The 25957-nt window shown below is 70.7% G+C and carries 26 protein-coding genes; 14 read left to right on the top strand and 12 right to left on the bottom strand.

Annotation, left to right across the window (positions count from 1 at the left end; all coding sequences use genetic code 11):
• Positions 1-74: 74 nt before the first annotated feature.
• The 6 genes from BLV72_RS39665 to BLV72_RS39685 form a co-directional block, all read right to left on the bottom strand.
• Positions 75-860, bottom strand: a complete 786-nt coding sequence (locus BLV72_RS39665; RefSeq protein WP_167746494.1) for an SDR family NAD(P)-dependent oxidoreductase — start codon at positions 858-860, stop codon at positions 75-77.
• Positions 857-1918, bottom strand: coding sequence for an aldose epimerase family protein (locus BLV72_RS46970; protein WP_167746495.1), 1062 nt, complete (start codon positions 1916-1918; stop codon positions 857-859). The genes BLV72_RS39665 and BLV72_RS46970 overlap by 4 nt, the downstream gene beginning before the upstream one ends.
• 2 nt (positions 1919-1920) lie before the next feature.
• A complete protein-coding gene (locus BLV72_RS39670) occupies positions 1921-2976 on the bottom strand; it encodes an alcohol dehydrogenase catalytic domain-containing protein (protein ID WP_093468502.1) in 1056 nt (351 codons plus the stop codon).
• Entirely contained in the window at positions 2973-3932 is a 960-nt protein-coding gene (locus BLV72_RS39675) for an SMP-30/gluconolactonase/LRE family protein (RefSeq protein ID WP_167746496.1), read from the bottom strand. The genes BLV72_RS39670 and BLV72_RS39675 overlap by 4 nt, the downstream gene beginning before the upstream one ends.
• Before the next feature lie 142 nt (positions 3933-4074).
• Positions 4075-5565, bottom strand: a complete 1491-nt coding sequence (gene xylB, locus BLV72_RS39680; protein ID WP_093468505.1) for a xylulokinase — start codon at positions 5563-5565, stop codon at positions 4075-4077.
• Positions 5566-5744: 179 nt separating this feature from the next.
• Positions 5745-6533: a GntR family transcriptional regulator gene (locus tag BLV72_RS39685; RefSeq protein ID WP_244321239.1), complete on the bottom strand. Its 789-nt coding sequence runs from the start codon at positions 6531-6533 to the stop codon at positions 5745-5747.
• 102 nt (positions 6534-6635) lie between these two features.
• Here BLV72_RS39685 and BLV72_RS39690 point away from each other — a divergent pair, with 102 nt between their 5' ends.
• The 3 genes from BLV72_RS39690 (at position 6636) to BLV72_RS39695 (ending at position 8609) form a co-directional block, all read left to right on the top strand.
• Entirely contained in the window at positions 6636-7352 is a 717-nt protein-coding gene (locus BLV72_RS39690; RefSeq protein WP_093468507.1) for an SDR family NAD(P)-dependent oxidoreductase, read from the top strand.
• Positions 7349-7522: a hypothetical protein gene (locus BLV72_RS48430; RefSeq protein ID WP_167746497.1), complete on the top strand. Its 174-nt coding sequence runs from the start codon at positions 7349-7351 to the stop codon at positions 7520-7522. Before BLV72_RS39690 ends, BLV72_RS48430 begins: the two co-directional genes overlap by 4 nt.
• 67 nt (positions 7523-7589) lie before the next feature.
• Positions 7590-8609: a zinc-dependent alcohol dehydrogenase family protein gene (locus BLV72_RS39695; protein WP_093468509.1), complete on the top strand. Its 1020-nt coding sequence runs from the start codon at positions 7590-7592 to the stop codon at positions 8607-8609.
• A gap of 99 nt (positions 8610-8708) precedes the next feature.
• Here the strand turns inward: BLV72_RS39695 and BLV72_RS39700 are convergent, their stop codons facing one another.
• The 4 genes from BLV72_RS39700 to BLV72_RS39715 all read right to left on the bottom strand — a co-directional run bounded on the left by BLV72_RS39700 (position 8709) and on the right by BLV72_RS39715 (position 12877).
• Entirely contained in the window at positions 8709-9548 is an 840-nt protein-coding gene (locus BLV72_RS39700; RefSeq protein ID WP_093468511.1) for an SDR family oxidoreductase, read from the bottom strand.
• A 23-nt stretch (positions 9549-9571) separates the two neighbouring features.
• Positions 9572-10336, bottom strand: coding sequence for an SDR family NAD(P)-dependent oxidoreductase (locus tag BLV72_RS39705; protein ID WP_093468513.1), 765 nt, complete (start codon positions 10334-10336; stop codon positions 9572-9574).
• Positions 10329-11711, bottom strand: a complete 1383-nt coding sequence (locus BLV72_RS39710) for an MFS transporter (protein WP_093468515.1) — start codon at positions 11709-11711, stop codon at positions 10329-10331. Before BLV72_RS39710 ends, BLV72_RS39705 begins: the two co-directional genes overlap by 8 nt.
• Before the next feature lie 62 nt (positions 11712-11773).
• Positions 11774-12877: a zinc-dependent alcohol dehydrogenase gene (locus tag BLV72_RS39715; RefSeq protein ID WP_093468516.1), complete on the bottom strand. Its 1104-nt coding sequence runs from the start codon at positions 12875-12877 to the stop codon at positions 11774-11776.
• Positions 12878-13066: 189 nt separating this feature from the next.
• On the opposite strand from BLV72_RS39715, the gene BLV72_RS39720 reads away from it, so the two are divergent.
• Both BLV72_RS39720 and BLV72_RS39725 read left to right on the top strand, forming a co-directional pair.
• Positions 13067-13927, top strand: a complete 861-nt coding sequence (locus tag BLV72_RS39720) for a transketolase (protein ID WP_093468518.1) — start codon at positions 13067-13069, stop codon at positions 13925-13927.
• Entirely contained in the window at positions 13924-14919 is a 996-nt protein-coding gene (locus tag BLV72_RS39725) for a transketolase family protein (protein ID WP_093468519.1), read from the top strand. The genes BLV72_RS39720 and BLV72_RS39725 overlap by 4 nt, the downstream gene beginning before the upstream one ends.
• Before the next feature lie 75 nt (positions 14920-14994).
• On the opposite strand, the gene BLV72_RS39730 is transcribed toward BLV72_RS39725, so the two are convergent.
• The gene (locus tag BLV72_RS39730) at positions 14995-15786 is read right to left on the bottom strand and encodes an IclR family transcriptional regulator (protein ID WP_093468521.1); all 792 of its coding nucleotides are present in this window, start codon (positions 15784-15786) and stop codon (positions 14995-14997) included.
• Between the two features lie 40 nt (positions 15787-15826).
• Positions 15827-16351, bottom strand: coding sequence for an ATP-binding protein (locus tag BLV72_RS50635; RefSeq protein ID WP_244321240.1), 525 nt, complete (start codon positions 16349-16351; stop codon positions 15827-15829).
• 420 nt (positions 16352-16771) lie between these two features.
• Between BLV72_RS50635 and BLV72_RS39740 the strand changes: the two genes are divergently transcribed.
• From BLV72_RS39740 to glpK, 9 genes are all read left to right on the top strand, one after another.
• A complete protein-coding gene (locus BLV72_RS39740) occupies positions 16772-17827 on the top strand; it encodes a substrate-binding domain-containing protein (protein ID WP_093468522.1) in 1056 nt (351 codons plus the stop codon).
• A gap of 54 nt (positions 17828-17881) precedes the next feature.
• Positions 17882-18919 (top strand): ABC transporter permease, encoded by a 1038-nt coding sequence (locus BLV72_RS39745; protein WP_208905887.1) that lies wholly within the window; start codon positions 17882-17884, stop codon positions 18917-18919.
• Positions 18916-19731 (top strand): ATP-binding cassette domain-containing protein, encoded by an 816-nt coding sequence (locus tag BLV72_RS39750; protein WP_093468525.1) that lies wholly within the window; start codon positions 18916-18918, stop codon positions 19729-19731. Before BLV72_RS39745 ends, BLV72_RS39750 begins: the two co-directional genes overlap by 4 nt.
• A gap of 40 nt (positions 19732-19771) precedes the next feature.
• Entirely contained in the window at positions 19772-20683 is a 912-nt protein-coding gene (locus BLV72_RS39755) for an MBL fold metallo-hydrolase (protein ID WP_093468527.1), read from the top strand.
• Entirely contained in the window at positions 20680-21324 is a 645-nt protein-coding gene (gene eda, locus BLV72_RS39760; RefSeq protein ID WP_093468528.1) for a bifunctional 4-hydroxy-2-oxoglutarate aldolase/2-dehydro-3-deoxy-phosphogluconate aldolase, read from the top strand. Before BLV72_RS39755 ends, eda begins: the two co-directional genes overlap by 4 nt.
• 73 nt (positions 21325-21397) lie before the next feature.
• Complete coding sequence (locus BLV72_RS39765) at positions 21398-22234, top strand: SDR family oxidoreductase (protein ID WP_093468530.1); 837 nt, start codon at positions 21398-21400, stop codon at positions 22232-22234.
• A gap of 12 nt (positions 22235-22246) precedes the next feature.
• Positions 22247-23335: a galactitol-1-phosphate 5-dehydrogenase gene (locus tag BLV72_RS39770; protein ID WP_093468531.1), complete on the top strand. Its 1089-nt coding sequence runs from the start codon at positions 22247-22249 to the stop codon at positions 23333-23335.
• Positions 23332-24435, top strand: a complete 1104-nt coding sequence (locus tag BLV72_RS39775) for a zinc-dependent dehydrogenase (protein WP_093468533.1) — start codon at positions 23332-23334, stop codon at positions 24433-24435. Before BLV72_RS39770 ends, BLV72_RS39775 begins: the two co-directional genes overlap by 4 nt.
• The gene (gene glpK, locus BLV72_RS39780) at positions 24432-25931 is read left to right on the top strand and encodes a glycerol kinase GlpK (protein ID WP_093468534.1); all 1500 of its coding nucleotides are present in this window, start codon (positions 24432-24434) and stop codon (positions 25929-25931) included. The genes BLV72_RS39775 and glpK overlap by 4 nt, the downstream gene beginning before the upstream one ends.
• The last annotated feature ends 26 nt before the right edge of the window (positions 25932-25957 follow it).

The following is a 25957-nucleotide window of genomic DNA, read 5'->3' on the forward strand; positions in this document are numbered from 1 at the left end:
GGGCCGTCGCCGGGCCCCGCACATGCGGCAGGGGCCGGAATCTTCCGATTCCGGCCCCTGCCGCATGTGAACGGTCAATCGCGTTGGTAAGCCGTGTCCGGCATGTCGCCGTTGATGGTGTAGCCACCGTCGACCGAGAGCGTCGCTCCGGTGGAGTACGAGGCGTCCTCGGAGGCCAGATAGGCGATCGCCGCGGCCACCTGCTCCGCGCGGGCGACCGCGCCGAGCGGGATACGGCGGTTCAGCGAGGCCACGACGTCGTCCGTGTAGAGCGGCGTGGTCAGCGCGGACCAGGTCGCCCCGGGACGCACCGCGTTGACCGTGATGCCGTACTCGGCCCACTCGCCCGCGAGGGTGAAGGTGAGCGCGTCGATCCCGCCCTTGGAGGCGGCGTAGGCGGCCGCCTCGCGCAGCGAGATCACCGAGTGGATCGACGAGACGTTGACGATACGGCCCGGCCGCTTCGCCGCCACCATATGCCGCGCGACCGCGGTGGCCATGAGGAACGTGCCCCGCAGATTGACACCGAGCACCGTGTCGAAGTCCGCCACGCTCGTCTCCAGGGCGGGGGAGATGCGCAGGATGCCCGCGCTGTTCACGAGCGAGAACGGGACGCCGAGCGTGGCCACCACGTCGTCCACGGCGGTCCGCACCTGGTCACCGTCGGAGACGTCCACCGCGAAGGGCGTGGCGCAGCCACCGGCGTCGGCGATCGTGCGCGCGGCTTCCTCGGCGCGCTCGGCCGAGATGTCGAACACGGCGACGGAGCCGCCCTCGCTCGCGATGCGCTCGGCCGCGGCCCGGCCGATGCCCGCCCCCGCTCCCGTGACGATCGCGACGCGATCGGTGAATCGGCTCATGCGACGCCCTCTCCCTCGTCCGGCACGGTGATCAGCACCGGCACGCCCCGTTCGTCGATATCGACCGGCACCTCGTCCTCGCCGATCTCGTGCACGCCGAGCGTGAACTGAGCGCTCAGCGTCGATCCGCCGGCGATCACGGGCACGCCCGGGCGCTCCAGCCTCTCGCCGAGCGGCATGAACGGCGAGGTGGTATGCGGTTCGACCGCCACGATGTGTTCGGTACCCCACCAGGGGTAGTCGCCGGGTGCGTGGCACTCCTGCCACACCCATATCTCGGGGAACAGTTCTGGCTGCCAGCTCATCGTCGCCACCAGGCCGCAGCCGGGTGAGCGCAGCCCGAACCACCCGCCGGTGACGGTGGCGTAACCGAGGTCGGCCGTCGGGCCATCGCCCGGCGCGAGCTCGAGGGCTCCCACGCCCGGGGCCACGGCGGGCACCCGTCGCGTCTCCCCCGGTGCCATCCACTGCCGGGCGCCGAAATCCTCCGGATGTGCGGTGAGTTCCCCGAAGGGGCCGTACACGGTGGCCGCGCGGGCCACGGTCGCGGTGTTGAAGGCGGGATGCAGACCCCAGTTCGAGGGGAGGTCCCGCGTCGAAAGGTTCTCCACCTCACTTCGGAAGCGCAGCACGGAGCCGTCGAGCGAGAAGGTCTTCGTCATACGGAACGGGTAGCGGGCGAGCCGGGTGACGCACCGTAGCGCGGTCCCGTCCTCCGTCTCCACGGCCCCGGCCGTCCACGAGCGGCGAGCCGCCTCACCGTGGAACGGCAGCGGAGCTCCGTGCACGGTGGTCGGTGGTCCCGCGTTCGGAAACAACTCCTGTACGCCGCCCGCGTAGTTGTCGAAGAACGACACGTCGCCGGCGTCCGCCGTGTCGGACGCCGGCACCCGGTCCACCCAGCGCGGGTTGCGCCACAGGATCTCCTCACCGGTGGCCTTCCAGACCAGTGAGAGGATGTCGGTGCCCCGGGCCGGGTTCACCAGCACCGTGACCGCGTCGTTCTCCAGTGTCCACGCACCGCCGTCGACGGGCCGGACCGCTGTTTCGCGCGCCATGCTCACTCCCATCCGATGACCGACTTGCCGACGCTGCCCGCGGCGAAGTCCGCGAAAGCATCGGGACCCTCCTCGATCGAGGAGACGCTGGTGATGATCGGAGCGAGGTCGACACCGAGCCGGCCGGCCTCCGCCACGGCCTCCATCATCAGTGGCACGCTGAAGACGAACATGCCGCGCAGGGTCACCTGGCGCATGATCAGATCCGGTACCGGGTCGACGGCGAAGTCGGGGCCGAGCCCCACGAACACCACCGTGCCCCAGGTCTTCACGACCTCGAGGGCGGTACGGCGGCCGTGGACGTTCCCGGAGGTGTCGATGACGGCGCTCGCGCCCCCGGGCACCACGGCGTCGATGTCGAAGCCCGCGGAATCGTGGATCCCGGAGTAGCCGAGACTCTCGGCGAAGGCGCGGCGCTCGGGGCTCGGGTCGGTGCCGACGGCGCGCAGCCCGAATGCCTTGGCCCAGGCGAGCACGGCGAGCCCGACCGGGCCCACGCCGATGACGACCACGGTCTCGCCCGGCCTCACCTCCGAGCGGAGCAGCGCCTGGTAGGCGGTCGTGGCACCGCAGGCGAGGAACGCGCCGACGGGGAAGCTCACCTCGTCGGGCAGCACCACGCAGTCCTTGGCCGTGACGACCAGCTCGTCCTGGCAGCCACCGGGCCGGTTGAGCGAGTACACCCGTGCGCCGCGCTCGCAGTGCACGTCCCAGCCGCGCCGGCAGCTCTCGCACTGGCCGCAGCCGGAGTAGTGCTGTACCGCGACCCGGTCGCCCACCTCGGGGTGGCTCACGCCGGGCCCGACCGCCTTGACCACTCCGGCGATCTCATGGCCGGGCGTCATCTCGGGCGAGCGCGGCTGAGTCGCCTGCCGCATCTCCTCGTGTGTCATATGGAAGTAGTGCAGGTCGCTTCCGCACAGGCCGGCGGCCTTCACATCGAGGATCAGCTCGCCCGGTCCGGGCTCGGGGAGCGGGGCGTCGACGACGGCGACCCTCTCCTTCGCGGCGAACCGCAGCGCACGAACCGTGGCGGTCGGCGCGGTGGTGGTCGTCATGATGTCTCCTTTCCTTGGGCGCGGGAGGCGCGCGGTGCGGGTCGGCGCAGTGCCGAGACATCCGCGGCGTACAGCACCGAGTCGGTGGTGACGGCGGGGTCGACGGCGCCGAGTGGCGGCGAGCAGCAGAGGTAGAGAACGGACTGGTCGGCGCCGCCGAGGGCGACCGCGTAGGCGCTGAGGCCGCCGGTGTCGACGAAGGCGAGGGGGGTGCCGTCCGGCGCGAGCAGCTGGGCGCCGTGCCCGATCGAGGAGGCGACCCAGACCCGGTCGTGTGCGTCGATGGCCAGACCGTCGGGCAGTACGGGCAGCTCACGGGTGGCGCGTTCGATGTCGAGGTAGCCGGGCGGGCTGCCGAACTGCTTCCATGCCCGCGGCTCCCCGAGTGTGGGTTGCCCGTCTCCGCTCCAGGTCACCGGCCACGAGGAGATGCGTCCGGCGAAGGTCTCCGCCACGAGCAGCCGCCGGCGGCCCGCGGTGAGCACCATGCCGTTGGGGAAGTTGAGGCCGTGGCCCTGATGATCGGCTACGCCGTCGGGGGAGACCCGCACCAGGGAGGTCTCGCGCAGGGAGTCGGGTTCGGCGTCCGTATTGCCGAAGTTGCCGATGAGGGCCCAGCCGGACTCGGTGACGAGCATGTCGTTGGCGACCCCCTCGATGAGGTGGCCGAAGCGCGCCACGGTGGTGAGGGCCCGGCCGTCCCACCGCAGGAGGGCGCGCTTCAGCATCGAGACGACGAGCAGTGAGCCGTCGGGCGCGAATCCGAGCCCGGACGGTCGACCCGGTACCTCGCACACCGTGCGCACCTCATGACGGGTGGTCGGCGAGCGGTCCGGGCGGAAGGCGAGTACCCGCTCGCTGTAGAAGTCGGAGGCGAACAGCTCGCCGTCGCGCCATCGAGGCCCCTCGAGAAAGGTGAACCCGCCGGCGACGGGAGTGGCATGGACGGTCGTCACCGATGGGCGCATAGGGCTCCTGTTCGTCGTGGCACCGCGACGAGCGATCACGAAGGCGGCCACGGTACATTCTCATGGCGTGGACTAGCTGTCTAGTAGGTGAGAATTTCTGGGCGTCAGTGCGGCCCGGTGTCCGGCGCGGTCACGCACGCTCCCGCGCGAACCAGGGCTCCAGGCTGCGATAGGCGTCCAGGAACTCCCGATGGCGCGCGGTGTAGTCGCGGTGCCGGTCCGCTGAGGGCGTGAACTCCGCTTCCACCGTTGAGAGTTCGCGAGCCACCTCGAAGCCGTCGACCAGACCGCTGCCGACGGCGGCGGTAACGGCGGCACCGAGGCTGTTGGCCTCCTCGACGATGCTGCGGCGGCGCATGCGAGCCCCCCAGACGTCGGCGAGAATGCGCAGCCAGGTGTCGCTCGCCGCACCACCGCCGATGGCGTCGACGCGGTCGACCGGATGCCCGGCCTCGCGGAAGGCGGTGACACAGGTCGCCAGGTTGAAGGCGACTCCCTCCAGGACGGCCTTCGCCAGATGGGCGGGGCCATGGTGCCGGGAGAGTCCGACGAAGGCGCCACGGGCGTCGGCGTTCCAGTACGGCGAGCGCTCGCCGAGCAGATGGGGCAGGAAGTAGAGCCCCGTGGTGTCGGCGTCGTCGATCCGCGTGAGGGTGCGGGCGATGCGCTCCGGACCGTCATCGGGGCGCAGCAGGTGGGCGATCCACTCGAGTGAGGCGCCGCCCGCCTGCATGGTGGCCGTCGGCACATAGTGTCCGGGCAGGACGTGGTTGAACGTCATGGTGCGCATGGCCGGGTCGTACAGCGGCCGCCGGGCCGACATCGAGATCCATGAGGAGGAGCCGAGGTAGGTGTAGGCGCTGTCGCCGGATGTCAGCACCCCGGCGCCGAGCGCGGCGAGGGGGCCGTCTCCGGCGCCGATGACGACGGGGACTCCGGCGGGCACCCCGGTCTCCTCCGCGACGTGCGCACGGACCCGGCCGACGACCGAGGTGGACTCCACGATGTCGGGCAGCAGGCCCGGGTCGATGGCCGCCACGTCGAGCACGGCTGGTGACCAGACGCCCGCCCGCTGGTCGAAGGCGTTGGTGCTGGAAGCGTCGGAGGGATCGGTGGCGAGCGTGCCGGTCAGACGCTGGACGATGTAGTCCTTGGCCAGGCACACATGGGCCACCCGGCGGAAGGTCCGCGGTTCGTTGTCGCGCACCCACATGACCTTGGACAGCGAGTAGGTCGGGTGGATCCGGTGCCCCAGCAGCCGGTACGCGCGCTCCTCGCCGAGCCCGGCGGCCAGCGTCCTCGCCTGCCCGGCGCTGCGGTGGTCGGCCCAGATCATCGCGGGCCGCACGGGCCGGTGCGCGCGGTCGAGCAGCACGGCCCCCATCATCTGGCCGCTGAACCCGATGACGCCGATCCGCTCCCGGGGTGCCCCGCTGTGGGCGAGCAGTTCGCGGCCCGCCCGGCAGACGGCCTGCCACCAGGAGTCGGGATCCTGTTCCGCGATGCCGCCGGCGCGGAAGTCGGTGTCGTAGGGCACGGTCACCGCCGCCACCAGTCGGCCGTCGTCGGTGTGCAGGGATGCCTTGTTCCCAGTGGTGCCGAGGTCATGGGCGATGATCACGGATGTCTCCCCAGCTTCCTGGTGTCCTGGCATGGCCTGGAACGGTGCGCAGGTCACTGTCATCCTGTACGTACAGGATGTCAAGGGCGATAGGCGTGGGGTACGACCGGGCCGCGGGGTCGCGAAAAGGGCGGCGGACCCGTTGTCACATCGGTCCGCCGCCCAGGTGGGAGCGTATGTCAGTCGGCGCTGTCGCTCACCAGCATCGACGGTGGCGCACCGGACCGGCGCCTCCTGCGCACATGCACCTGGAAGCGGCTGCGGTCCGCGCGGTGGTAGGCCGTGAAGTACTCCACCGGCCTGCCCTCCTGGTCCCAGGCGGTGCTGCGCAGGAGCAGCACCGGATCGTGGGCGTCCACGCCGAGCGCCTCGGCCACCGAGGGCGCGGCGGGCACCGCCTCCACCAGACGCCTGCCATGGTCCAGGCTGACGCCGTACTTGTCCTCCAGAAGGGCGTAGAGCGACTGCCGTGTCAGGTCCTCGTCGAGCAGCCCGGGGGCCACCTGGTGCGGCAGCCAGGTGCTGGTCAGCGCCCACGGCTCGTCGTTGACGTAGCGCAGTCGCTCCAGATGGAGCAGCGGCGAGCCCTCCTCGACCTCGAGCTCGCGGGCGGCGTCCGCCGTCGCGGGGGCGAACTCCAGCCGGCGCACCGCGCTGACCAGCACGGAACCGCGGGCGGCCACATCCTCATGCAGTCCCGTCATCGACTGGAAGAGCGACTCGTCGACCTTGCGGGCGGCCACGAAGGTGCCCTGCCCCTTGCGCCGCACGATGCGGCCCTCACCCTCCAACTCGTCGAGGGCCTGACGCACAACGGTCCGGGAGACGCCGTACTGCTCGCACAGGCTCACCTCACCGGGCAGGCGCTCACCCACCTTCCAGACGCTGCCGAGCTGAGGCAGCAGCAACTCCTTGAGCTGCGCGTAGAAGGGCAGTGCGGCGCTGCGGTCAATCCATCCGGGTTCCACGACGCAAGCGTAGCGCCAGGCAGGAAGACAACAGCCCGTCCTCTTGACATCCTGTACGTACAGGCCGTCTTATCGCTGCCGGAGTCCACGCAAGGAGACATCATGTCCTGGTATCAGGGTGCCCGGATAGCGGTCACCGGAGCCGCCGGCGGCATCGGACGGGCCACCTGCGCGCACCTGGCCGGTCTGGGCGCCGAGGTGTACGCCCTCGATCTCACCGCATCGCCCGCCGGGCGATCCATCCTCTGCGATGTCACCGACGAGGACAGTGTGGCGGCCGCGATCGCCACGGTTGTCACCGAGGGCGGCCGGATCGACGGTCTCGTCGCGGCCGCCGGGGTGGTCGAGGACGACGTACCCGCGGAGCGGATGAGCGCCGCCGAGTTCGACCGGGTGCTCGGCGTCAATCTGAGGGGGACGTTCCTCAGCTGCGCCGCGGCCGCCCGGCGGATGCTCGACGGGACAGGGGGCCGGATCGTCACGGTCTCCTCGATGTCCGGCACCCATATCGTCAACCACCCGCAGAAGCAGTCCGCGTACAACGCCTCCAAGGCCGCCGTGAGCGCGCTGACCCGTTCCCTGGCCGTCGAGTGGGGCCCGCGTGGCGTACGGCTCAACAGCATCGCGCCCGGCTATGTCGCCACCGCGCTCAACGACCTCAAGCAGCACCTGCACGCGCGGTGGAAGGAGGACACGGTCGCCGGACGGTTCGCGGAACCCGAGGAGATCGCCGCCGCCATCGCCTGGCTGCTCGGTGACGAGGCCGCCTACTGCGTGGGCACGGAACTGCTGATGGACGGGGGGTTCGCACTCCGATGAGCACATCGACGACACCGGGCGGCGCAGGGGAGCGGCGCAGGGGAACGGGGAACGATGGACCGGCGGCTGACGAGTTCGTCACCGCCACCTTCCCCCTGGAGCGGGCGGACGAGGCGTTCCGGGCCGCCGGTGGCCCGGACCAGATGAAGGTGCTGATGAAGGTCGGCTGACCAGCCCGCCGACGCACCGGAACGGCCACAACCGACGCACCGAAACCGCCAGAACCGAGGAGACGGCGTGAAAGCCATCGTCTACGACCGCCCGCATGCGTTCCGCTACACCGACCTGCCGGATCCCGAGCCGGGCCCGGGTGAGGTACGTCTGCGCGTCCTGTCCGCGGGGGTCTGCGGCACGGATGCCCACCTCCACCGCGGCGAGTTCTCCCCCCGTTATCCGCTCACCCCCGGACACGAGGTGGTGGGCGAGGTGGAGTCGTTGGGCGAGGGGGTGACGACTCTCGCCGCCGGACAGCGCGTCGCCCTCAACAACCGTGTCTCATGCGGTACATGTGCCAACTGCCGCCGCGCCAAGCCCGCCTTCTGCACCCGGCTGCGGGACCACGGTGTCACACGGCCGGGCGGCTTCGCCGAGATGATCGTGGTGCCCGCGTCCCACTGCCACCCCGCCGATGACATCCCTCTGGACGTCGTGGCCTTCGCCGAGCCCGTCGCGTGTGCCATGCACGGCATGGACGTGCTCGCCCCGCAACCCGGTAGCGATGTCCTCGTCTTCGGCGCCGGCACCACCGGGCTGCTGCTCGCGCAGCTGCTGGCCGCCGGCGGCGCGGGGCGGGTGACCGTCGCGGCGCCGACCGAGGCCAAGCTGAAACTGGCACGGGACTTCGGCGTTGACGAGACGGTGGTCATGGACCGCCACGACGCCTCGGCCTCCCGCGTCGCACTGCGCACCCTGGCACCCGACGGCTTCGACACCGTTGTGGACGCGACCGGCGCCCTCGCCGTGATCGAGCAGTGCCTGCCGCTCACCCGCGATGGCGGGACCGTCTTCCTCTACGGCATGGCCGGGGAGCGAGAGCGCATCGAACTCTCCCCGCACGAGATCTTCAGCCGGGAGCTGACCATCCGCGGATCCTTCACCCAGGCGTTCAGCTTCGACCGCGCGCTGCGGGTCCTGCGCACGGGCCGGGTGCGCACCGACGGCATGATCACCCATCGGTTCGGGCTGGAGGCCTACGGCGCCGCCCTCGACGCCGTCCGGGACGACCGCGGCTGCGTCAAGGCGGTCATCCACCCCTGACTCCGGACGTGCGCGTTGCGGCCCTACGGCACACGGGACGCGGCCGGCCTCGGCGGGCGAGGTCGGCCGCGTCCCGCAGGGGCGCCCTGGACAGACGGCTCAGGACGTGCCGGAGGCCGTGCCGGGCCGCACCGCCGGGCGGTGTTCCCCCGGCCCCGCTCGTGGCGGCGTCGGAGTGGCCGTCTGGGTGTTGCCCATGGACTGCAACGCGGTGGCCACGATGGTCATTTCGGCGACACAGGCCCGCCGGGGGAGGGTGATGGCCGCCAGGCACGCCTCGGCGATGTCCGGTGGCTGGACGAACAGGTCGCGCAGTTCCCGCGGCGGGGGTTCGGGCCGGTCGTCGAGGATCGGGGTGTTCACGATGCCCGGCAGGATGGTGCACACCCGTATGCCGTTGCCGTACTCGTCCCGGCCGGCTCCCCGTGCCAGGCCCAGGAGCCCGGCCTTGGCCGCCTGATAGGCCGGGCCGGTGTGATCGGGCCATGCCCCGGCCACGCTCGACAGGATGACCACGTCGCCGTGGGCCTCGCGGAGCCGCGGGAGCAGGGCGTGCAGCAGGTAGAACGTCCCGCTCAGATTGGTGGCGAGCATGGAGTCCCAGGCGCGGGGAGTCAGCTGGGCCAGGCGCCGCTCGGGGATGTTGGTTCCGGCGGCGCACACCAGGGTGTCCACCGGGCCGGGCATCCCCCGCGCCCAGTCCCGTACCGCCTCGGAGTCACCGACGTCCACGCCGTGGTGGTGCAGACGGTCCGCCTCGGGCGCGGCGTCCCGAGCCTGTTCCTCGACCAGATGGCCACGCCGGGCCAGTCCGTGAACGGTCGCGCCCGCCTCGAGGAAGCGCCGTACGATCGCGAGACCGATTCCGCTGCTCGCTCCGCTGACCACGGCGGTGCGCCCGCTCATGTCTCCGGGCCCGCCGGAAGGGTGGCTGTTCATGGGATGTCCTCGGCCGCGGGCGGTCAGAAGGTGCCGTCGATCGTGATGCCCCCGTCGACGCGGAGGGTGGCACCGTGCACGAAGGAGGCGTCGGAGGAGAGGAGGAAGGCGATGGAGGTGGCGATCTCGGCGGGCTCGGCCAGCCGTCGCATCGGGGTGCGCCGCAGCAGCGTCTCCTGGTCGAGTGCTCCGGACTCCAGGCCACTGCGCACCATCTCGGTGGCCACGTATCCCGGTGCCACGGTGTTGACCCGGATGCCGGCCGGGCCCCACTCGGCCGCCAGGGTCCGGGTGAGGCCCAGCACTCCGCTCTTGGCGGTGGCGTAGCCGAGCCGGCCGGGGAGCCCGAAGGTCGATCCGACGGAACCGATGTTGACCACACTGGCCCGGCGGCTGCGGGCCAGCAGCGGATAGGCCCCGCGCGCGCAGTGCATCGCGCCGGTGAGATGGACCGCGAGCTGATGGGCCCACTGCCGGCTGTCGAAGTCCTGGGCCGCCTGCCGGAAGATCACACCCGCGCCGTTGACCAGCGCGTCGAGCCCACCGGCCCGCGTCGCGATGTCATCGAACATCGCGGTGACACTGGCCTCGTCGGTGACATCGACGGCGACGGCCAGGTGTCCCCCTGCCACCGGGCACGCCGCGTCGAGGGCCGTGACCTGGTCCTGGGCGGCGTCGCTCTTGAGGTCGGCGACGACGACACGCCAGCCGCGTTCGGCGAGGACCCGGGCCGTGGCGGCCCCGATCCCCTGTGCGGCGCCGGTGATGAGGACGGTGGGCTCAGCCATGGGACATCTCCGTGGTGGATTCGGTGGGCCGGGCATCGGGGACGCCCGGTGCGGATCGCTTCAGGGACTCGCGGTAGGGGTCGGGGCTGATCAGCGCCGTGCACACGGTGATCAGCGCCATCGCCGTCATATAGAGGGCGATGAGGTGGTAGCCGTCGCCCGCCTCCAGCAGGGCGGTGGCGATCAGCGGGGACAGGCCGCCGGCGAGGACACTGGCCGCCTGTGAGCCGATCGAGGCGCCGCTGTAGCGGACCTCGGGCTCGAACAGCTCGGCGAAGTAGGCGGATTGCGGCGCGTACACCGCGTGGTTGCCGACGTTGACGCACAGGATCGTGACGAGATAGATGATCGGCAGCGACCCGCTGTCGAGCGCCCAGAAGAAGGGCCAGGACAGGGCGGCGAGCAGGACGGACCCGAAGAGCACGACAGGCCGGCGTCCGACCCGGTCCGACAGCCGTCCCCACACGGGCAGACTGATCAGCCCCAGGGCGGCCGTGATGACCACCCCGATGAGCAGATCGTCGCGTTCCAGGGTGAGCACCGTGGTGCCGTAGGTGAGCACGAAGGTGGTGTGGATGTAGAAGGTGCTGTTCTCGGCGAACCTGATGCCCGCTGCGCGCAGGACGTTCCCGGGCTGGGTACGGAGCACGGCGATCACCGGCCGTCGCTCGATCCGGCCCTCCTTCTCCATCGCGCGGAACACCGGGGACTCGCTCACCCGGAGCCGGATGACGAGCCCGAGCACGATGAGCACCGCGGAGCCGAGGAAGGGAACGCGCCAGCCCCAGTCCTGGAAGTCGTGGTCGCTCATGTTGCCCGACAGGGCGAAGAAGGCCAGGTTGGCGATGAGCATTCCGGCGGGAACCCCCATCTGCGGCCAGCTGCCGTAGAAACCACGGCGGTTGGGCGGTGCGTGCTCGACCGCCATCAGGGCCGCCGCGCCCCATTCGCCGCCCACCCCGAATCCCTGGACGACCCGCAGGGCCACCAGGAGCAGGGGCGCGGCGACACCCCAGGTGGAGTAGCCGGGAAGCAGCCCGATACAGAAGGTGCTGCCGCCCATGAGCAGCAGCGAGAGCACCAGCATGGACTTGCGGCCGATCTTGTCCCCGAAGTGTGCGAAGACGACGCCGCCGATGGGGCGGGCGGCGAACCCCACGGCGTAGGTGCTGAACGCGAGGAGCGTTCCCACCAGGGGCGAGGTGTCGGCGGGGAAGAAGAGCGTGTTGAAGACCAGGGCCGCGGCGATGCCATAGGTGAAGAAGTCGTACCACTCGATGGCCGTTCCGATCATGGTCGCCCAGGCCACGGTGCGGATGTTGGGTGTGCCGGCGGGGGGACGGGAGGGCCGTGTGACGGCGGAGGGAGGATTCATGGCCGGATCCTTCGGGGCGGGGAGAGGAGTGGAGGAGCGGGTGTCCCGCGGCCCGGTGTGTCTCAGTCCGGGAGCAGGGTTTCCTTCAGGGCCGGGCTCGGCCGCCGGGCCAGCTCGTCGAGGAGCTCCCCGGCCCGGCCGAGCGGCCGGGAGCGCTTGAGACCGTCGATGGCCGGGACGAGTCCTTCGGCCAGCAGGTCCATCGCGTGGGTGAAGTCCTCGCGCTGGTACATCTGGACGCCGATGAGCTCGCGTTCACCGCGCTGGAGCGCCACTCCGCCGACGGTCAGTTCGGCGGGGCTGATGCCCACCAGGACGGTTCGGCCGCCACGGCAGGTCGCGGTCAGCGCCTGCGTGGTGGTGGTCTGCGCACCGACGCAGTCGAACACCACGTCCGCCCCCTCGGAACGGATGTGGTCCCCGGCCGCGAGAAGTGGCTGGTCGGCCGTCGTGCGCACGTGGTGCGGCACTCCGAGCCGGTGGGCGAGGTCCAGCCGCAGCGGGTCCCGGTCGGTCACCACCACACGGCCGACGCCCTGGGCGGCGAGCACGAGCGAGCAGAAGACGCCGATGGGCCCCGCACCGATCACCAGGACCTGATCACCGGCGGCGACGCGGGCCCGGCCGACCGCGTGCACGGCCACCGCCAGCGGTTCGATCAGGACCCGCAGCTCCTCGGGCACCCGGGGGTCGATCCGCAGCAGATGGCGTGGCGGAACGGTCAGGAACCGGGCCATGGCGCCGTCGATCTGGCCACCGACGAACCGCATCCGCGCACACAGCTGCTCACGCCCTCGCGCACAGTTGTGGCAGGTGCCGCAGCCGGCCGGGGGAACGATGACCACGGGGGTGCCGGGGACGAGCGGTGCGGCGCCGGTGGCATCGGCGGCCACGGCGTGTTCTTCGACGGTCCCCCACGCCTCGTGCCCGAGGACCAACGGGGGTTTGAGCACGGCGTGCTCGCCCGACCACATCTTCAGGTCGCTGCCGCACACGCCGACTTCGCGGACCCGGACACGGACCTCGCCCGGTGGCGGGGGACCGGTGAGGTCCCGCTCGACGAGGGCGACCCGCAGGGGCGCGGTGACCCGGACCTGACGCTGGTGGATGGCCGGGGCCCGCGACTTTTTCTCGGTCATGGGCGCGGGGTGGTCGGGGAGGGGCATCGCATCTCCTTGGCTCGGGCGAAAGCCCACCTCGGTGGTGGTGTGACGGCGACCACCGAGACATTCTCATGGCATGGACGCCATGTCCAGTGAGTGGTAACTTCCGATGTCGATGGTGACGCGGACCAGACCCGGCCGTGCCACCGATCGGGCTCACCGACTGGGCTCACCGACTGGGAGAGACACCGAATGACTGCACAGACGCCGGCCGAGCCGGCGGACAGCGAACTGATCAAGCACATCGAGGAACGGGCCCTGTTCGCCCGTCTGGAGACCGTGCGGCTGATCTCGATCGCCAAGACCGGCCACTACGCGTCCGGATTCTCCTGCGCGGAGATCCTGGCCACCCTCTACTACGGGGTGATGCGGCTGCGGCGCGGTGAACCGGACTGGCCCGACCGCGACCGTTTCCTCTTCGGCAAGGGCCACGCGGCGGCCACGCTGTATCCGCTGCTGGCCGACTGGGACTTCTTCGACGCGGCCGAACTCGACGAGTACACCCGTCTGGGGAACGCCTTCGGCGACCACCCGGACATGACCCGGATCCCCGGGATCGACTTCAGCTCCGGCTCGCTCGGCCACGCCCTGTCCGCCGGGACCGGCATGGCCCTGGGCGGCCGCCTCCAGCGGCGCCCGTACACCACCTTCGTCCTGCTCGGCGACGGAGAGCTGCACGAGGGGCAGGTCTGGGAGGCGGCCCTGGGCGCCGCACACCACCGGCTGGGACGGCTGGTGGCCATCGTCGACCGCAACGACCACTCACTCGACGGCCGCATCGACGGCGTGACCGGGATCGAGCCACTGCTGGACAAGTGGCGGGCGTTCGGATGGCAGGCGCACGAGGTCGACGGACACGACGTCCCGGCCCTGCTGACCCTGCTGCGCTCGCTCGCCGAGGACACCGGCCGCGACCGCCCGGCCGTGGTCGTCGCCAACACCGTCAAGGGAAAGGGGATCTCCTACATGGAGTCCGAGTTCGGATGGCATCTCGGCTGGCTGGCCGAGCGGGACGAGGCCAACGCCCTGGCCGAACTGCGGGGGACACGGTGAGCGTCGCACCCGGTCTGCAGCCGGAATCCTGGCATCTGCTGAGCCTGCTGGAACAGGCCCCGGGCCTTCAGGCCCTCGGCGGCACCCTCGCCGACCTCGCCGACGAGGGCCATCCGGTCGTCGTCGGCACCGCCGACCTGAAGTACTCCAACGGACTGGTGCGCTTCCAGGACCGCCACCCGGACAAGTACCTCCAGTTCGGGATCTCCGAGCAGCACATGGTGTCCACCGCGGCGGGCCTGGCCACCACCGGCCTGCGGCCCTACGTCGCCACCTTCGCGTCCTTCATGGCGTTGCTGGCCTGCGAACAGATCCGTACCGACGTCGCCTACACCCGCCAGCCCGTCCGGCTGATCGGCCACCACGCGGGCATCACCCTGGGCTTCTACGGGACCTCCCACCACGCCACCGAGGACCTCGCCATCACCCGGAGCATCGCGGGACTCACCGTGATCGCACCGGCCGACACCGCGGCCCTGGCCGCGGCGCTGCGCGCCTCGGTGGATCATCCGGGCCCGGTCTACTTCCGCATCGGACGTGGCCGGGACCCGGACGTCTATCCGGCCGGCACCACCCTGGAGATCGGAAAGGCCGTCGAGCACGGCACCGGGAGCGACCTCACCCTCATCGCCACCGGCTCCATGGTCCACCCCGCCCTTCAGGCCGCGGCGGCGCTCACCGCGGACGGGTACAGCGTCGGGGTGCTCGATATGCACACCGTCAAACCGCTGGACGAGGACGCGGTGCTGACGGCCGCGCGAGGCTCCCGGCTGCTGATGACGGTGGAGGAACACAATGTGCTCGGCGGTCTCGGCGGCGCGGTGGCGGAGCTGATCAGCGAGCACGGCGTGCCGGTCCGGCTGCACCGCCACGGGATCCGGGACCAGTACAGCCTCATCGGCCCGCCCACGCATCTGTACCGGCACTACCGGCTGGACGCCGCCGGAGTCGAGGCCGAGGCCCGCGATCTGCTGCTCGCCGGGGCCCGTTGACCCCGGAACGGCCGATCGCTCCGTGATCCGCCCGCCCCGGCGGAAAGGCCGGGGCGGGCACACGGCTTTGCCGGGTCAGCCGAAGTCGGCGACGGCTCCGGCCACCGCCTTCCAGCCCAGCGCCCGCGAAACCTCCTGGCCGGCCTCGGCCAAGCGCTCACGCAGACCGGCCACCTCCGCGCCGAGGATCGCCTCCCGGACCCCGCTGATGGACAGCGCGGCACGCACCTGCCCCCGGTAGTCCAGGATCGGCACACCGAGCGCGGCCACGCCGATGGTGACGTCCTGGTCGCTGACCGAGATCCCGGTGTCGAGGGTCTCCTCCAGCACCGGCACCAGCGCGTCCGCCGTGGCCGGAGTGGACGGGGTGAACCGCTCCAAGGGCCCCTGCTCGAGGTAGTCCGACCAGGCCGAGCGGTCCTGGAAGGCCAGCAGGACACGTGAGGCCGCCCCGGCGTGCAGCGGCAGCGCACCACCGAGCTTCAGGGCGAGGGACTGGACCCGTCGGCCGTCCAGCCGCTCGATGCACACCGCCTCACGGCCGCGCCGGACGCACAGATACACCGTCTCGCCCGTCTCGTCGTGGAGCCGCTCCATCACCGGCTGGGCGAAGCGCCGCTCGTCGAATCGCTCCACCACGGCGGTGCCCAGGCTGAGCAGATGGAACCCCAGGCGGAAGGTGCCGCGTCGGCTGCCACCCTCCACCATGTCCAGGCCCTGGAGGCTCGACAGCAGCCGGTAGACCGAGCTACGGGGCTCGCCCAGCTCCTCCGCGAGTTGGGCGGCCGTCGCCTCTCCTCGCGCCGCGAGCAGATCGAGGACCTCAACGGACTTACGGACGAGAGCCAGACCACCATCATGCGCCACGCGGGTAAAGATATCACTCAGCGGACAAGCGGTCTACTGGTCAGTAATCAGTGGGGGAGGTGGTGCGGGGTGCCGGGACCCGGCCGTCCCGCACGCGGCGCCGGAACCAGATGACCTTTCCGGTCGTGGTGATGCGGGCGCCGAAGGCATCGGCGAGCGCGGAGACGAGGAACAGCCCGCGGCCGTTCTCGGCGTCCGGGTCGCTGTGGCGCAGCCGGGGCGCCTCGTGGCAGCCGTCCCCGACCTTGCAGATCACGCAGCATCCGCGGCGCAGCCGCAGCCGCAGCCACACGGGGCCGGTGGCGTGCTCGATCGCATTGGTCACCAGCTCGTCCACCATGAGGACGATGTCGTCGGCGGTGGTGTCCGGCACCCCCCAGCCGCGCAGCGCGCCGATGGTGGCGCGGCGGGCCAGGCCCACTGCGGCCGGGTCGGTGGCCAGTCGCAGGACCAGCTCCTGTGGCGTGGGGTGGATATCGGGTGAGCCCATCCGTCGACGCGGCTGTGGGCCGTTGGGGAGTGAGGGGGACACGGTGGCGACCGCCCCTGCTGGGTTCACTGTCATTTCCGTGCTCCTTTCCGGGCTCCTTGTGGTCCGGAAGGTTCGTGGCCATCCCGTCATGGAAGGCTTCACCTCTCCACCGTCGCAGTAATTTCTGTCACAGTCAAGATCATTCGAAGAAATTTCTACATCCTCGTCACTTCCCCGAAATCGAGGGTTCGGAGCATGTCGATCATGTGTCGTAGAAATTTCTTCGAGATGCATTGACACACCTCGAAACCTCTGCGACGTTGTGGATCGAGCCGCTGAACACGTCGAACCGGCCCTCCCCAGCCCGATCAGGGCGAACCTCAGCCCGATCAGGGCGCAGCCGACAGAGGAACGCGTCGGCGCCGACAGTCCCCCGCTGGAGCGCGAACCGGCACCCGGCGGGCGGCGAACTCCCCTCAGCCACCCCCCCGTACGTCGAGAAAAGGCAATCTCATGGCACATCGGGTCAAGCTGCGCCACAGAGCGCTCGCGGCCTCGTCCGCGGGAATCGGTCTCGCCCTGCTGCTCACCTCATGCGGGAACGGCATCAGCGGCCAGGGCGACGACAAGCCGATCGTCGGGCTCGTCACCAAGACCGACGACAATCCGTTCTATGTGAAGATGCGCGAAGGCGCTCAGAAGAAGGCCCGCGAACTCGGCGTGGACTTGAGGACCTTCGCCGGCAAGGGTCAGGCCGACAACGACTCCCAGGTCAAGGCCATCGAGAACCTGGTGGCGGCGGGCGCGAAGGGCATTCTGATCACCCCGGCCGACTCCGGCGCGATCATCCCCGCCATCGACCGGGCCCGGAAGGCCGGCGTCATGGTCATCGCCCTGGACTCGCCGACGGAGCCGGCGTCCGCCGTGGACGCCACCTTCGCCACCGACAACCGGCTCGCCGGCCGGATGATCGGCAAGTGGGCCAAGGGGCGGATGGCGGGCAAGCGGCCGCGGATCGCCCTGCTGGACCTCAGCTCGGAGCAGGTCAAGGTGGACATCCTGCGCAACCAGGGCTTCCTGGAGGGCTTCGGAATCGATGTCCGCGATCCGCGGCGGATCGGCGACGAGCGCGACTCCCGGATCGTCGGTCGTGAGGTGACCGGCGCGAACGAGGAGGGCGGGCGCGACGCCATGGAGAAGCTGCTGCAGAAGAACGGGTCCATCAACCTCGTCTACACCATCAACGAACCCGCCGCCGCCGGTGCTTACCAGGCGATCAAGGCGGCCGGCAAGCAGAAGGACATCACCATCGTGTCCATCGACGGCGGCTGTCCCGGCGTCAAGAACGTGGCCTCCGGCGCCATCGGTGCGACGTCGATGCAGTTCCCCGTGAAGATGGCCGCCGAGGGCGTCGCCGCCGCGGCCGCGCACGCCAAGGACGGCGACAAGGCCTCCGCCTCCTCCGGACAGGGCTTCACCAACACCGGAGTCTCCCTCATCACGGACACCCCCGTATCCGGTCTGGAATCGAAGAAGTCGGACTGGGGCCTGCGCCACTGCTGGGGCTAGCCCCAACAGGCATCCGACACACCCACTCTTCCGCACCGATTCCAGGAGTTGACCGTGGCCCACGACACCGTCCCCCAACACGCCGCAGACCCTCCCATCACGCGGCCGGAGCAGCGCGGACCGCTCGCCCGCGGACAGGCGGCCCTGCACACCAAGCCGCTGCTCGGCCCGCTCATCGTCCTCCTCCTCGCTTCGCTGTTCTTCAGCGTGTGGGTGGGATCCCGGTTCAGCGATCCGCTCAACATCTCGCTGATCGTCCAGCAGGTGCAGATCATCGGCATGGTCGGCATCGCACAGACGCTGATCGTGCTGACCGCGGGCATCGATCTGTCGGTCGGCGCCATCACCGTGCTCGCCTCCGTGGTGATGGGCAAGGCGGCGGTGGACCACGGTCTTCCCGTGCCACTGGCCCTGATGCTCGGCGTCGTCATCGGCGGTGTCTGCGGCGGACTCAACGGTCTGCTGGTCACCCGGTTCCGCATTCCGCCGTTCATCGCCACGCTCGGTACCCTCAGCGTCTTCTCCGCCCTCACCCTCTTCTACTCGCGGAGTGAGACGATCCGGGCTCAGGACGTGCCGCCCCTGCTGAGCTGGCCGGGCCGCTCCATCGACGTCCTGGGCACCGATGTGACGTACAGCTCGCTGCTGATGATCGCCGCTTTCGCCGCCGTGGCCTATCTGCTGCGGGGCACCGCGTGGGGCGCCCATCTGCACGCGGTGGGGGACAACCGCGAAGGAGCCCGCCTCAGCGGGATCCGCACCGGCCGGGTGCTGCTCAGCGTGTATGTCGTGGCCGGGCTGATCTGCGGTCTCGCCGCGTGGTTCCTCATCGGACGGATCGGCTCGGTCAGCCCGCAGGCCGGCGAGAACCTCAACCTCCAGTCCATCACCGCCGTCGTCATCGGCGGCACCAGCCTCTTCGGCGGCCGTGGCCACGTCCTCGGCACCCTCCTCGGCTCCCTCATCGTGGGCGTGTTCAGCAGCGGGCTCGCCCTGTCCGGAGTGGACGCCCTGTGGCAGGTCTTCACCGTCGGCGTCCTGGTGATCGTGGCCGTCGCCGCAGACCAGTGGATCCGGAAGGTGGCGGCATGAACCCCCAGAACACCAGCACCGATGTGCTCGCCCTCCAGGCGCGCGGCCTGGTCAAGCGCTACGGACACGTCACCGCCCTCGGCGGGGCCGATGTCGAGCTGCGCGCCGGCGAGGTGCTCGCCGTCATCGGCGACAACGGCGCCGGCAAGTCGACGCTCATCAAGTGCCTCTCCGGGGCGGAGGTCCCCGACGCCGGGGAGATCCGCCTCTTCGGGGAGCCGGTGCGGTTCCGCAACCCACTGGACGCGCGGGACCATGGACTGGAGACCGTCTACCAGAATCTGGCCGTAGCTCCCTCCCGGGACATCCCCGCCAACCTCTTCCTGGGCCGTGAGCGCCGCAGGTCCGGCCCGCTCGGCAGCGTCTTCCGCCTGCTGGACAAGAAGGGGATGCGGGAGGAGACCCGGGAACTGCTCACCTCCCTCGGGCTGCTGACCATCCAGAACTTCTCCCAGCCGGTGGAGACACTCTCCGGCGGGCAGCGCCAGGGCGTCGCCGTCGCACGCGCCGCCTGCTTCGGCAGCCGGGTGATCATCATGGACGAGCCGACGGCGGCGCTCGGAGTGCGGGAGTCGCAGCGGGTGCTCGATCTGATCCGCGAAATCCGCGCCCGGGGCGTGCCGGTCATCCTGATCAGCCACGACATGCCCCATGTCTTCGACGTCGCCGACCGCATCCATGTCCAGCGGCTGGGCCGGCGTGTCGCCCTGGTGCGCACCTCCGACATCTCGATGCCCGACGCCGTCGCGCTGATGACCGGAGCGATGGACCCGGCGGAGCTCGACGGCAGATCCCCGGCGGGCACTCCATGACCGCACACAGCGACCACACCCTTACGTATCGGGAGCAGGCATGAACGTCATCCGGACCGCCGTGCGCCGTGTGTCCGGCGGACCCCTCACCGGCACCTTCGCCGCCCCCGAGGAGGCCGGGCCCGACGAGGTGACGCTGTGGTGGCTCGGCCAGGCCGGGTTCGCCCTGCGCCACCGAGGCCGGCTGATCCTGATCGACCCGTACCTCTCGGACACCCTCGCCGAGAAGTACCGCGGCACGCTCTTCCCGCACCGCCGGATGCACCCCGTCCCGGTGGCGCCGGAGGCCATCCGCGAGGTCGACGCGGTGCTGTGCACCCACGGACACACCGACCACATGGACCCGGGCACCATCCGCGCCCTGCTCCCGCACAACGACCCGCGCTTTCTCGTCCCGCGCGCCGAGCGGGAACGGGCCCTGGAGCGTGGCGTTCCCGCGAGCCGCCTGACCGGCACCACCGCGGGGGAGCGCGTGGAACTGGCGGACGGCATCACCGTCGAACCGGTCCCCGCCGCCCATGAACGGCTCGAACAGGACGAGAACGGCGACCACCGCTTCCTCGGATACGTGCTCACCATCGGCGGTGTCCGCGTCTACCACTCCGGCGACTGCGTCCCCTACGACGGACAGGCCGAACTGCTCCGCACACTCCGCGCCGACGTGGCGCTGCTGCCCGTCAACGGGCGCGACCGCCACCGCACCGACAACGGCGTCCCCGGCAACTTCACCGTCCGGGAAGCGGCCGAGCTGTGCGCGGCCGCCGGGATCCCGCAGCTGGTCTGCCACCACTTCGGCCTGTTCGACTTCAACACCGTCGACCCCGAGGACGCCCGCGACGAACTGCGGCGCCATGCCACCCGCCACGCCACGCCACTGTCCTGGACCGTGCCGCGGGTGGGCGACGCCTACCTCCTCACCCCGGGCGACACCACCGCGAAAGAGAACCGATGAACCCCAGCGAACTCCTCGGCGAACTGCGCCGCGTCCGGGTCGTCCCGGTCGTCACCCTGCCCCACGTACGCCACGCCGACCCGCTCGGCGAGACGCTGCTCGCGGCGGGGCTGCCGGTCGCCGAGATCACCTTCCGCAGCCCGGCCGCCCGGGACGGGATCGCCACGCTGCGGGCCCGCCACCCCGAGCTGCTGGTCGGCGCCGGAACGGTCCTGGACCGCGCGACCGTGGACCACGCCATCGACGCGGGAGCCCAGTTCGTGGTGGCGCCCGGCTTCAGCCCGGACGTCGTGGACCACTGCCTGGAGCGGGAGATCCCCGTCGTCCCCGGCATCAACAACCCCACCGGCATCGAGGCGGCCCTGGCCAGGGGCCTGCCCCTGGTGAAGTACTTCCCGGCCGAGGCGTCGGGCGGACTGCGGCTGCTGGACGCCATGGCGGCTCCGTACGACGGGATGGCGTTCATGCCCACGGGCGGTCTGACACCGGACAACCTCCCCGACTATCTGAGCCGGCCGCACGTGGCCGCCTGCGGTGGCACCTGGATCGCCGGTACGGCGCTGCTGGCCGAGGGCGGGTACGAGGCCATCGGCCGCAACGCCCGCCGCGCGGTCGAGATCGCCGCCGCGGCCACCCCCTAGAACCACTCTCCGCCGCGCCCCCTCAATGCGCGCGGAAATGGAACACCCACCCACCACACCCCAGAGGGACAGCATGACCACCACCTATGAACCCGCTCCCGGTACGGCGCTGGAGGGCAAGGTCGCCATCGTCACCGGTGGCGCCTCCGGCATCGGCGAGGCCGTGGGCCGGATCTTCGCGGCCAACCGGGCCAAGGTCCTCCTGGTCGACACCGACGGCAAGCGACTCCAGCAGGTCGTCGCCTCCATCCAGTCCCAGGGCGGCAACTGCGTGGGCATCGAAGCCGACGTCACCGAGGAAGACCAGGTCCAGAGCTTCTTCCGGACCGCCGTGGACGAGTGGGGGCGGGTCGATCTGCTCGTCAACAGCGCGGGCCGCGACTCCCTTTCACCCCCGGTGACCGAGGTGACGCTGGAGGAGTGGAACAAGACCATCGGCCCCAACCTGACCGCGGTCTTCCTGTGCTGCCGCGAGGCGTTCCGCATCATGGAGCGGCAGCCCACCGGTGGGCGCATCATCAATATGGGATCGTCCTCGGCCCGATTGGCCTCCGGACCCGGCCACAGCCCCTATCGCGCCTCCAAGCACGGGATGATGGGATTCAGCAAGAACATTCTCCTTGAGGGCAAGGAGAAGAACATCGGTGTGACGGTGATCAATCCGTCCCACGTCAAGACCCCGATGACCGAGATCATCGACAAGGGCCTGTACGACGGCGACATCCCCGCCTACCTCGACGGCTGGCTGGACGACAAGGAACTCGCCGAGGGCATCCACGCCAGTTGCATCGACGTCGACAACGTCGCCGAGGTCTCCCTCTACGTGGCCACGCGCACGCCCGACGTCACCATCCCCCAGATCGCGCTCTACCCGACGCACAAGGCACACCGTTACGGCATGGAAGTCTGAGGCGGACGAGCGATGAAGGCAGCAGTACTGCGATCCGAGGGCGTCCTCGCCCTCACCGACGTCCCCGCGCCCGCTCCCGTGGGCGACCGCTCCGTCCTCGTCCGCGTCGGCGGTGTCGGCGTCTGCGGCTCCGACGTGCTGAGATACGGCCGCGGGAAGGCGTATCACTATCCGCTCGTCCTGGGCCACGAGTTCTCCGCCGTGGTCGAGGAGGCGCCGGAGGGAAGCCGCTTCCGCCCCGGCGATCGCGCCGCGGTCTTCCCCCTTCTGCCCGACCCGGCCGACCCGATGACCCAGATCGGTGAGTACGCCGTCGGCTCCGGCTACGACTACTACGGGTCGCGGCGCGACGGCGCGATGGCGGAGTTTCTCCACGTGCCCGAGGCCAATCTGGTGCCGGTGGCGCGGGATGTGCCGCTGGTCCACGCCGCCATGGTGGAGCCCGCCGCGGTCGCCCTGCACGCCATGCTGAAGTTCCGGCTGCCCGCCCATGCCACCGCGCTGGTGATCGGGGCCGGACCCATCGGAGCGCTGGCCGCCCAGTGGCTTCGCATCCTGGGCGCCAGCGAGGTGTACGTGGCCGATGTCGACGAACGCAAGCGCGCCGTCATGGCCGGTCTCGGCTTCCCGGTCATCGACGCGTCCGCCGGAGACACGGTGGACGCGGTCCGCGAGCTGACCGGCGGCCGGGGCGTGGACTGCGCGGTGGAGGCGAGCGGTCTGCCCGCCACCCTGATCCAGGCCATCACCGCGGCGGCCCCGCTCGGCCAGGTCATGCTGCTGGGCGACCTGTCCGGTGATCTGACCCTGCCGCGCGCCCTGGTCTCCTCCGTCCTCCGCCGTGAGCTGCGCCTCTACGGCACCTGGAACTCCAGGATCACCCCGGCCGGACGCAGCGAATGGGACATGGTGGTCCACCATCTGGGCCGCGATCTGAAGGTGGCGCCACTCATCAGCCACACCCCGAGCCTGGAGGAGGCACCGGCGATGTTCGCCGACATGCTGGAGCGCCGCACCTGGTACAACAAGGTCGTCTTCGCGGTCGCCGACCAGGCTCAGGCCGAGCTCATCCGGCCCGGTGTCGTGGGAGGTGTCTCATGAAGGCCGCCGTTCTGCGCCGACCCGGGGAGCTGGCGGTCGAGGACGTGGCCGAGCCCACCGTCATCGGCGACGATCTGCTGGTACGTGTCCGGGCGGCCTCCATCTGCGGCACCGACCTGCGCATCTTCAAGCACGGTCACTTCAAGATCCGCGACGGGCAGCGGCGGGTGCTGGGCCACGAGGTGGCCGGGGACGTGGTGGCGGCCGGGCCGCGGGTGACCGCGTTCCACCCGGGCATGCGGGTCACCGTCACCCCGAACGTGGGCTGTGGCCGCTGCGACATGTGCCGCCACGGCTACAACAACATGTGCCCGGACTACGAAGCGTTCGGCATCAGCATCGACGGCGGCTTCCAGGAACTGCTGCGGGTGCCCGGCTTCGCCGTCCAGCGCGGCAACGTCTTCCAGATCCCCGAGGGTCTCTCGTACGCCGAGGCGGCCCTGGTCGAACCGTTCTCCTGCTGCTACAGCGGGCAGCGCGGGCTGCGGGTGGGCCCCGAGGACGTCGTGGTCATCACCGGCGCGGGCCCCATCGGCGCGTTCCATGTGCTGCTCGGCAAGCTGGCCGGGGCCCGTAAGGTGATCATCTCCAACCGCGGCCGCCCCCGGCTGGACCTCGCCGCCCGGCTCGGCGCCGATGTGTGCGTCGGGGTTCGCGAACAGGACCTGGCCGAGGTCGTCCGCGAGCACACCGGCGGCCGGGGCGCGGACGTGGTCATCACGGCGGTGTCCGATCCCCAGGTGCAGGCGCAGGCGGCCGAACTGCTCGCGCCGCACGGCAGGCTCAACTACTTCGCGGGTCTCGGCGCCGCGCGCACCATCCCGCTCGACACCAACGCGGTGCACTACAAGGGCCTCACCCTGACCGGGACGACCGGCTCCACCAACGGCGACTACGGCCGTTGTCTGCGGCTGGTCGGCGAGCGCCGCGTCGATCTGTCACCACTGATCAGTGAGGTGTTCCCGCTGGAGAAGATCCACGACGCCTTCGCCTACGCGGCCTCCGGCGCCGGAATGAAGGCCATGGTCGCGTTCGACGGCGACCCCCACGCCACCACGACGGCGGTCCGTGGCCCCGGGGGAAGGCAGGCGACTCCATGACCCACCGCTACGTCATGGCTCTCGACGCCGGCACCACCAGCATCCGGGCCATCCTCTTCGACAAGGCGGGCGACATCGCCGCGATCGCCAGCCAGGAGTTCCCCCAGATCTATCCGCAGCCCGGCTGGGTCGAGCACAACCCGCTCGACATCTGGAACACCCAGGTCACCGTCGCCAAGCAGGTGCTGGCCCAGGCCGAGTGCGGCGCCGAGGACATCGCCGCCATCGGCGTCACCAACCAGCGCGAGACGGTGGTGATCTGGGATCGCGCCACCGGTGAGCCCATCCACCACGCCATCGTCTGGCAGGACCGCCGCACCGCCGGGCTGTGCGAGCAACTCAAGGCCCGCGGCCTGGAGGAGTACGTCAAGCGCACCACCGGGCTGATCATCGACGCCTACTTCTCCGGCACCAAGGTGAAGTGGATCCTCGACAACGTCCCCGGCGCACGGCAGCGCGCCGACCGCGGCGAGCTCGCCTTCGGCACCGTCGACAGCTGGCTGATCTGGAACCTCACCGGCGGCGCCGCACATGTCACCGACTACACCAACGCCTCGCGCACCATGCTGTTCGACATCACCCGACTCGACTGGGACCAGCGGCTGCTCGACGAGCTCGACATCCCCCGCGCGATCCTGCCCGAGGTGCGCCCCACCAGCGAGGTCTACGGCCACACCGAGGAGTCGGTGCTGCTCGGCGCCCGGATCCCGGTCGCCTCGGCCGTCGGCGACCAGCAGGGCGCGCTGTTCGGCCAGGCGTGCTTCGAGGTGGGCACGGTGAAGGCCACCTACGGCACCGGGGCCTCACTGGTCCTCAACACCGGCGAGGACCCCGTCTTCAGCGACAGCGGCATGCTCACCACCATCGCCTGGGGCGTCGACGGTGGCGTGGAGTACGCCCTGGAAGGTCTGATCTTCGTGGCCGCCGCCTCCATCCAGTGGCTGCGCGACGAGCTGCAGATCGTCTACGACGCCGAGGACACCGAGTACGCCGCCCGGCACGTCCCCGACACCAACGGCGTCTATGTCGTACCTGCCTTCGTCGGGCTCGCCGCCCCGTACTGGGACCAGTACGCCCGCGGCGCCATCCTCGGCCTGACCCGCGGCGCCAGCCGCAAGCACGTCATCCGCGCCACGCTGGAGTCCATCGCCTACCAGATCCGCGACGTCATCACCTGCATGGAGGCCGACTCGGGCATCTCCACCCGGGAGATCAAGGTCGATGGCGGAGCCACCGCCAACAACTTCCTCATGCAGTTCCAGGCCGACATCCTCGACGTCCCCGTGCTGCGCCCCACCGTCATCGAGTCCTCCGCCCGCGGCGCGGCCTTCCTCGCCGGCCTGGCCACCGGGTTCTGGACGGACCGGGCCGAGCTGACCGGCACCTTCCGGCTCGAGCGCCGCTTCGACTGCGCGATGGACCGCGCCCGGGCCGACCGGCTCTACGCGGGCTGGCAGAAGGCGGTGGGCTGCGCCCGGGACTGGGAGGAGCACTGACCCGGCCGCCCATCCGGCCCGTACCA

Origin of the sequence: Streptomyces melanosporofaciens (genome assembly GCF_900105695.1) — a bacterium.
GTDB lineage: Bacteria > Actinomycetota > Actinomycetes > Streptomycetales > Streptomycetaceae > Streptomyces > Streptomyces antimycoticus.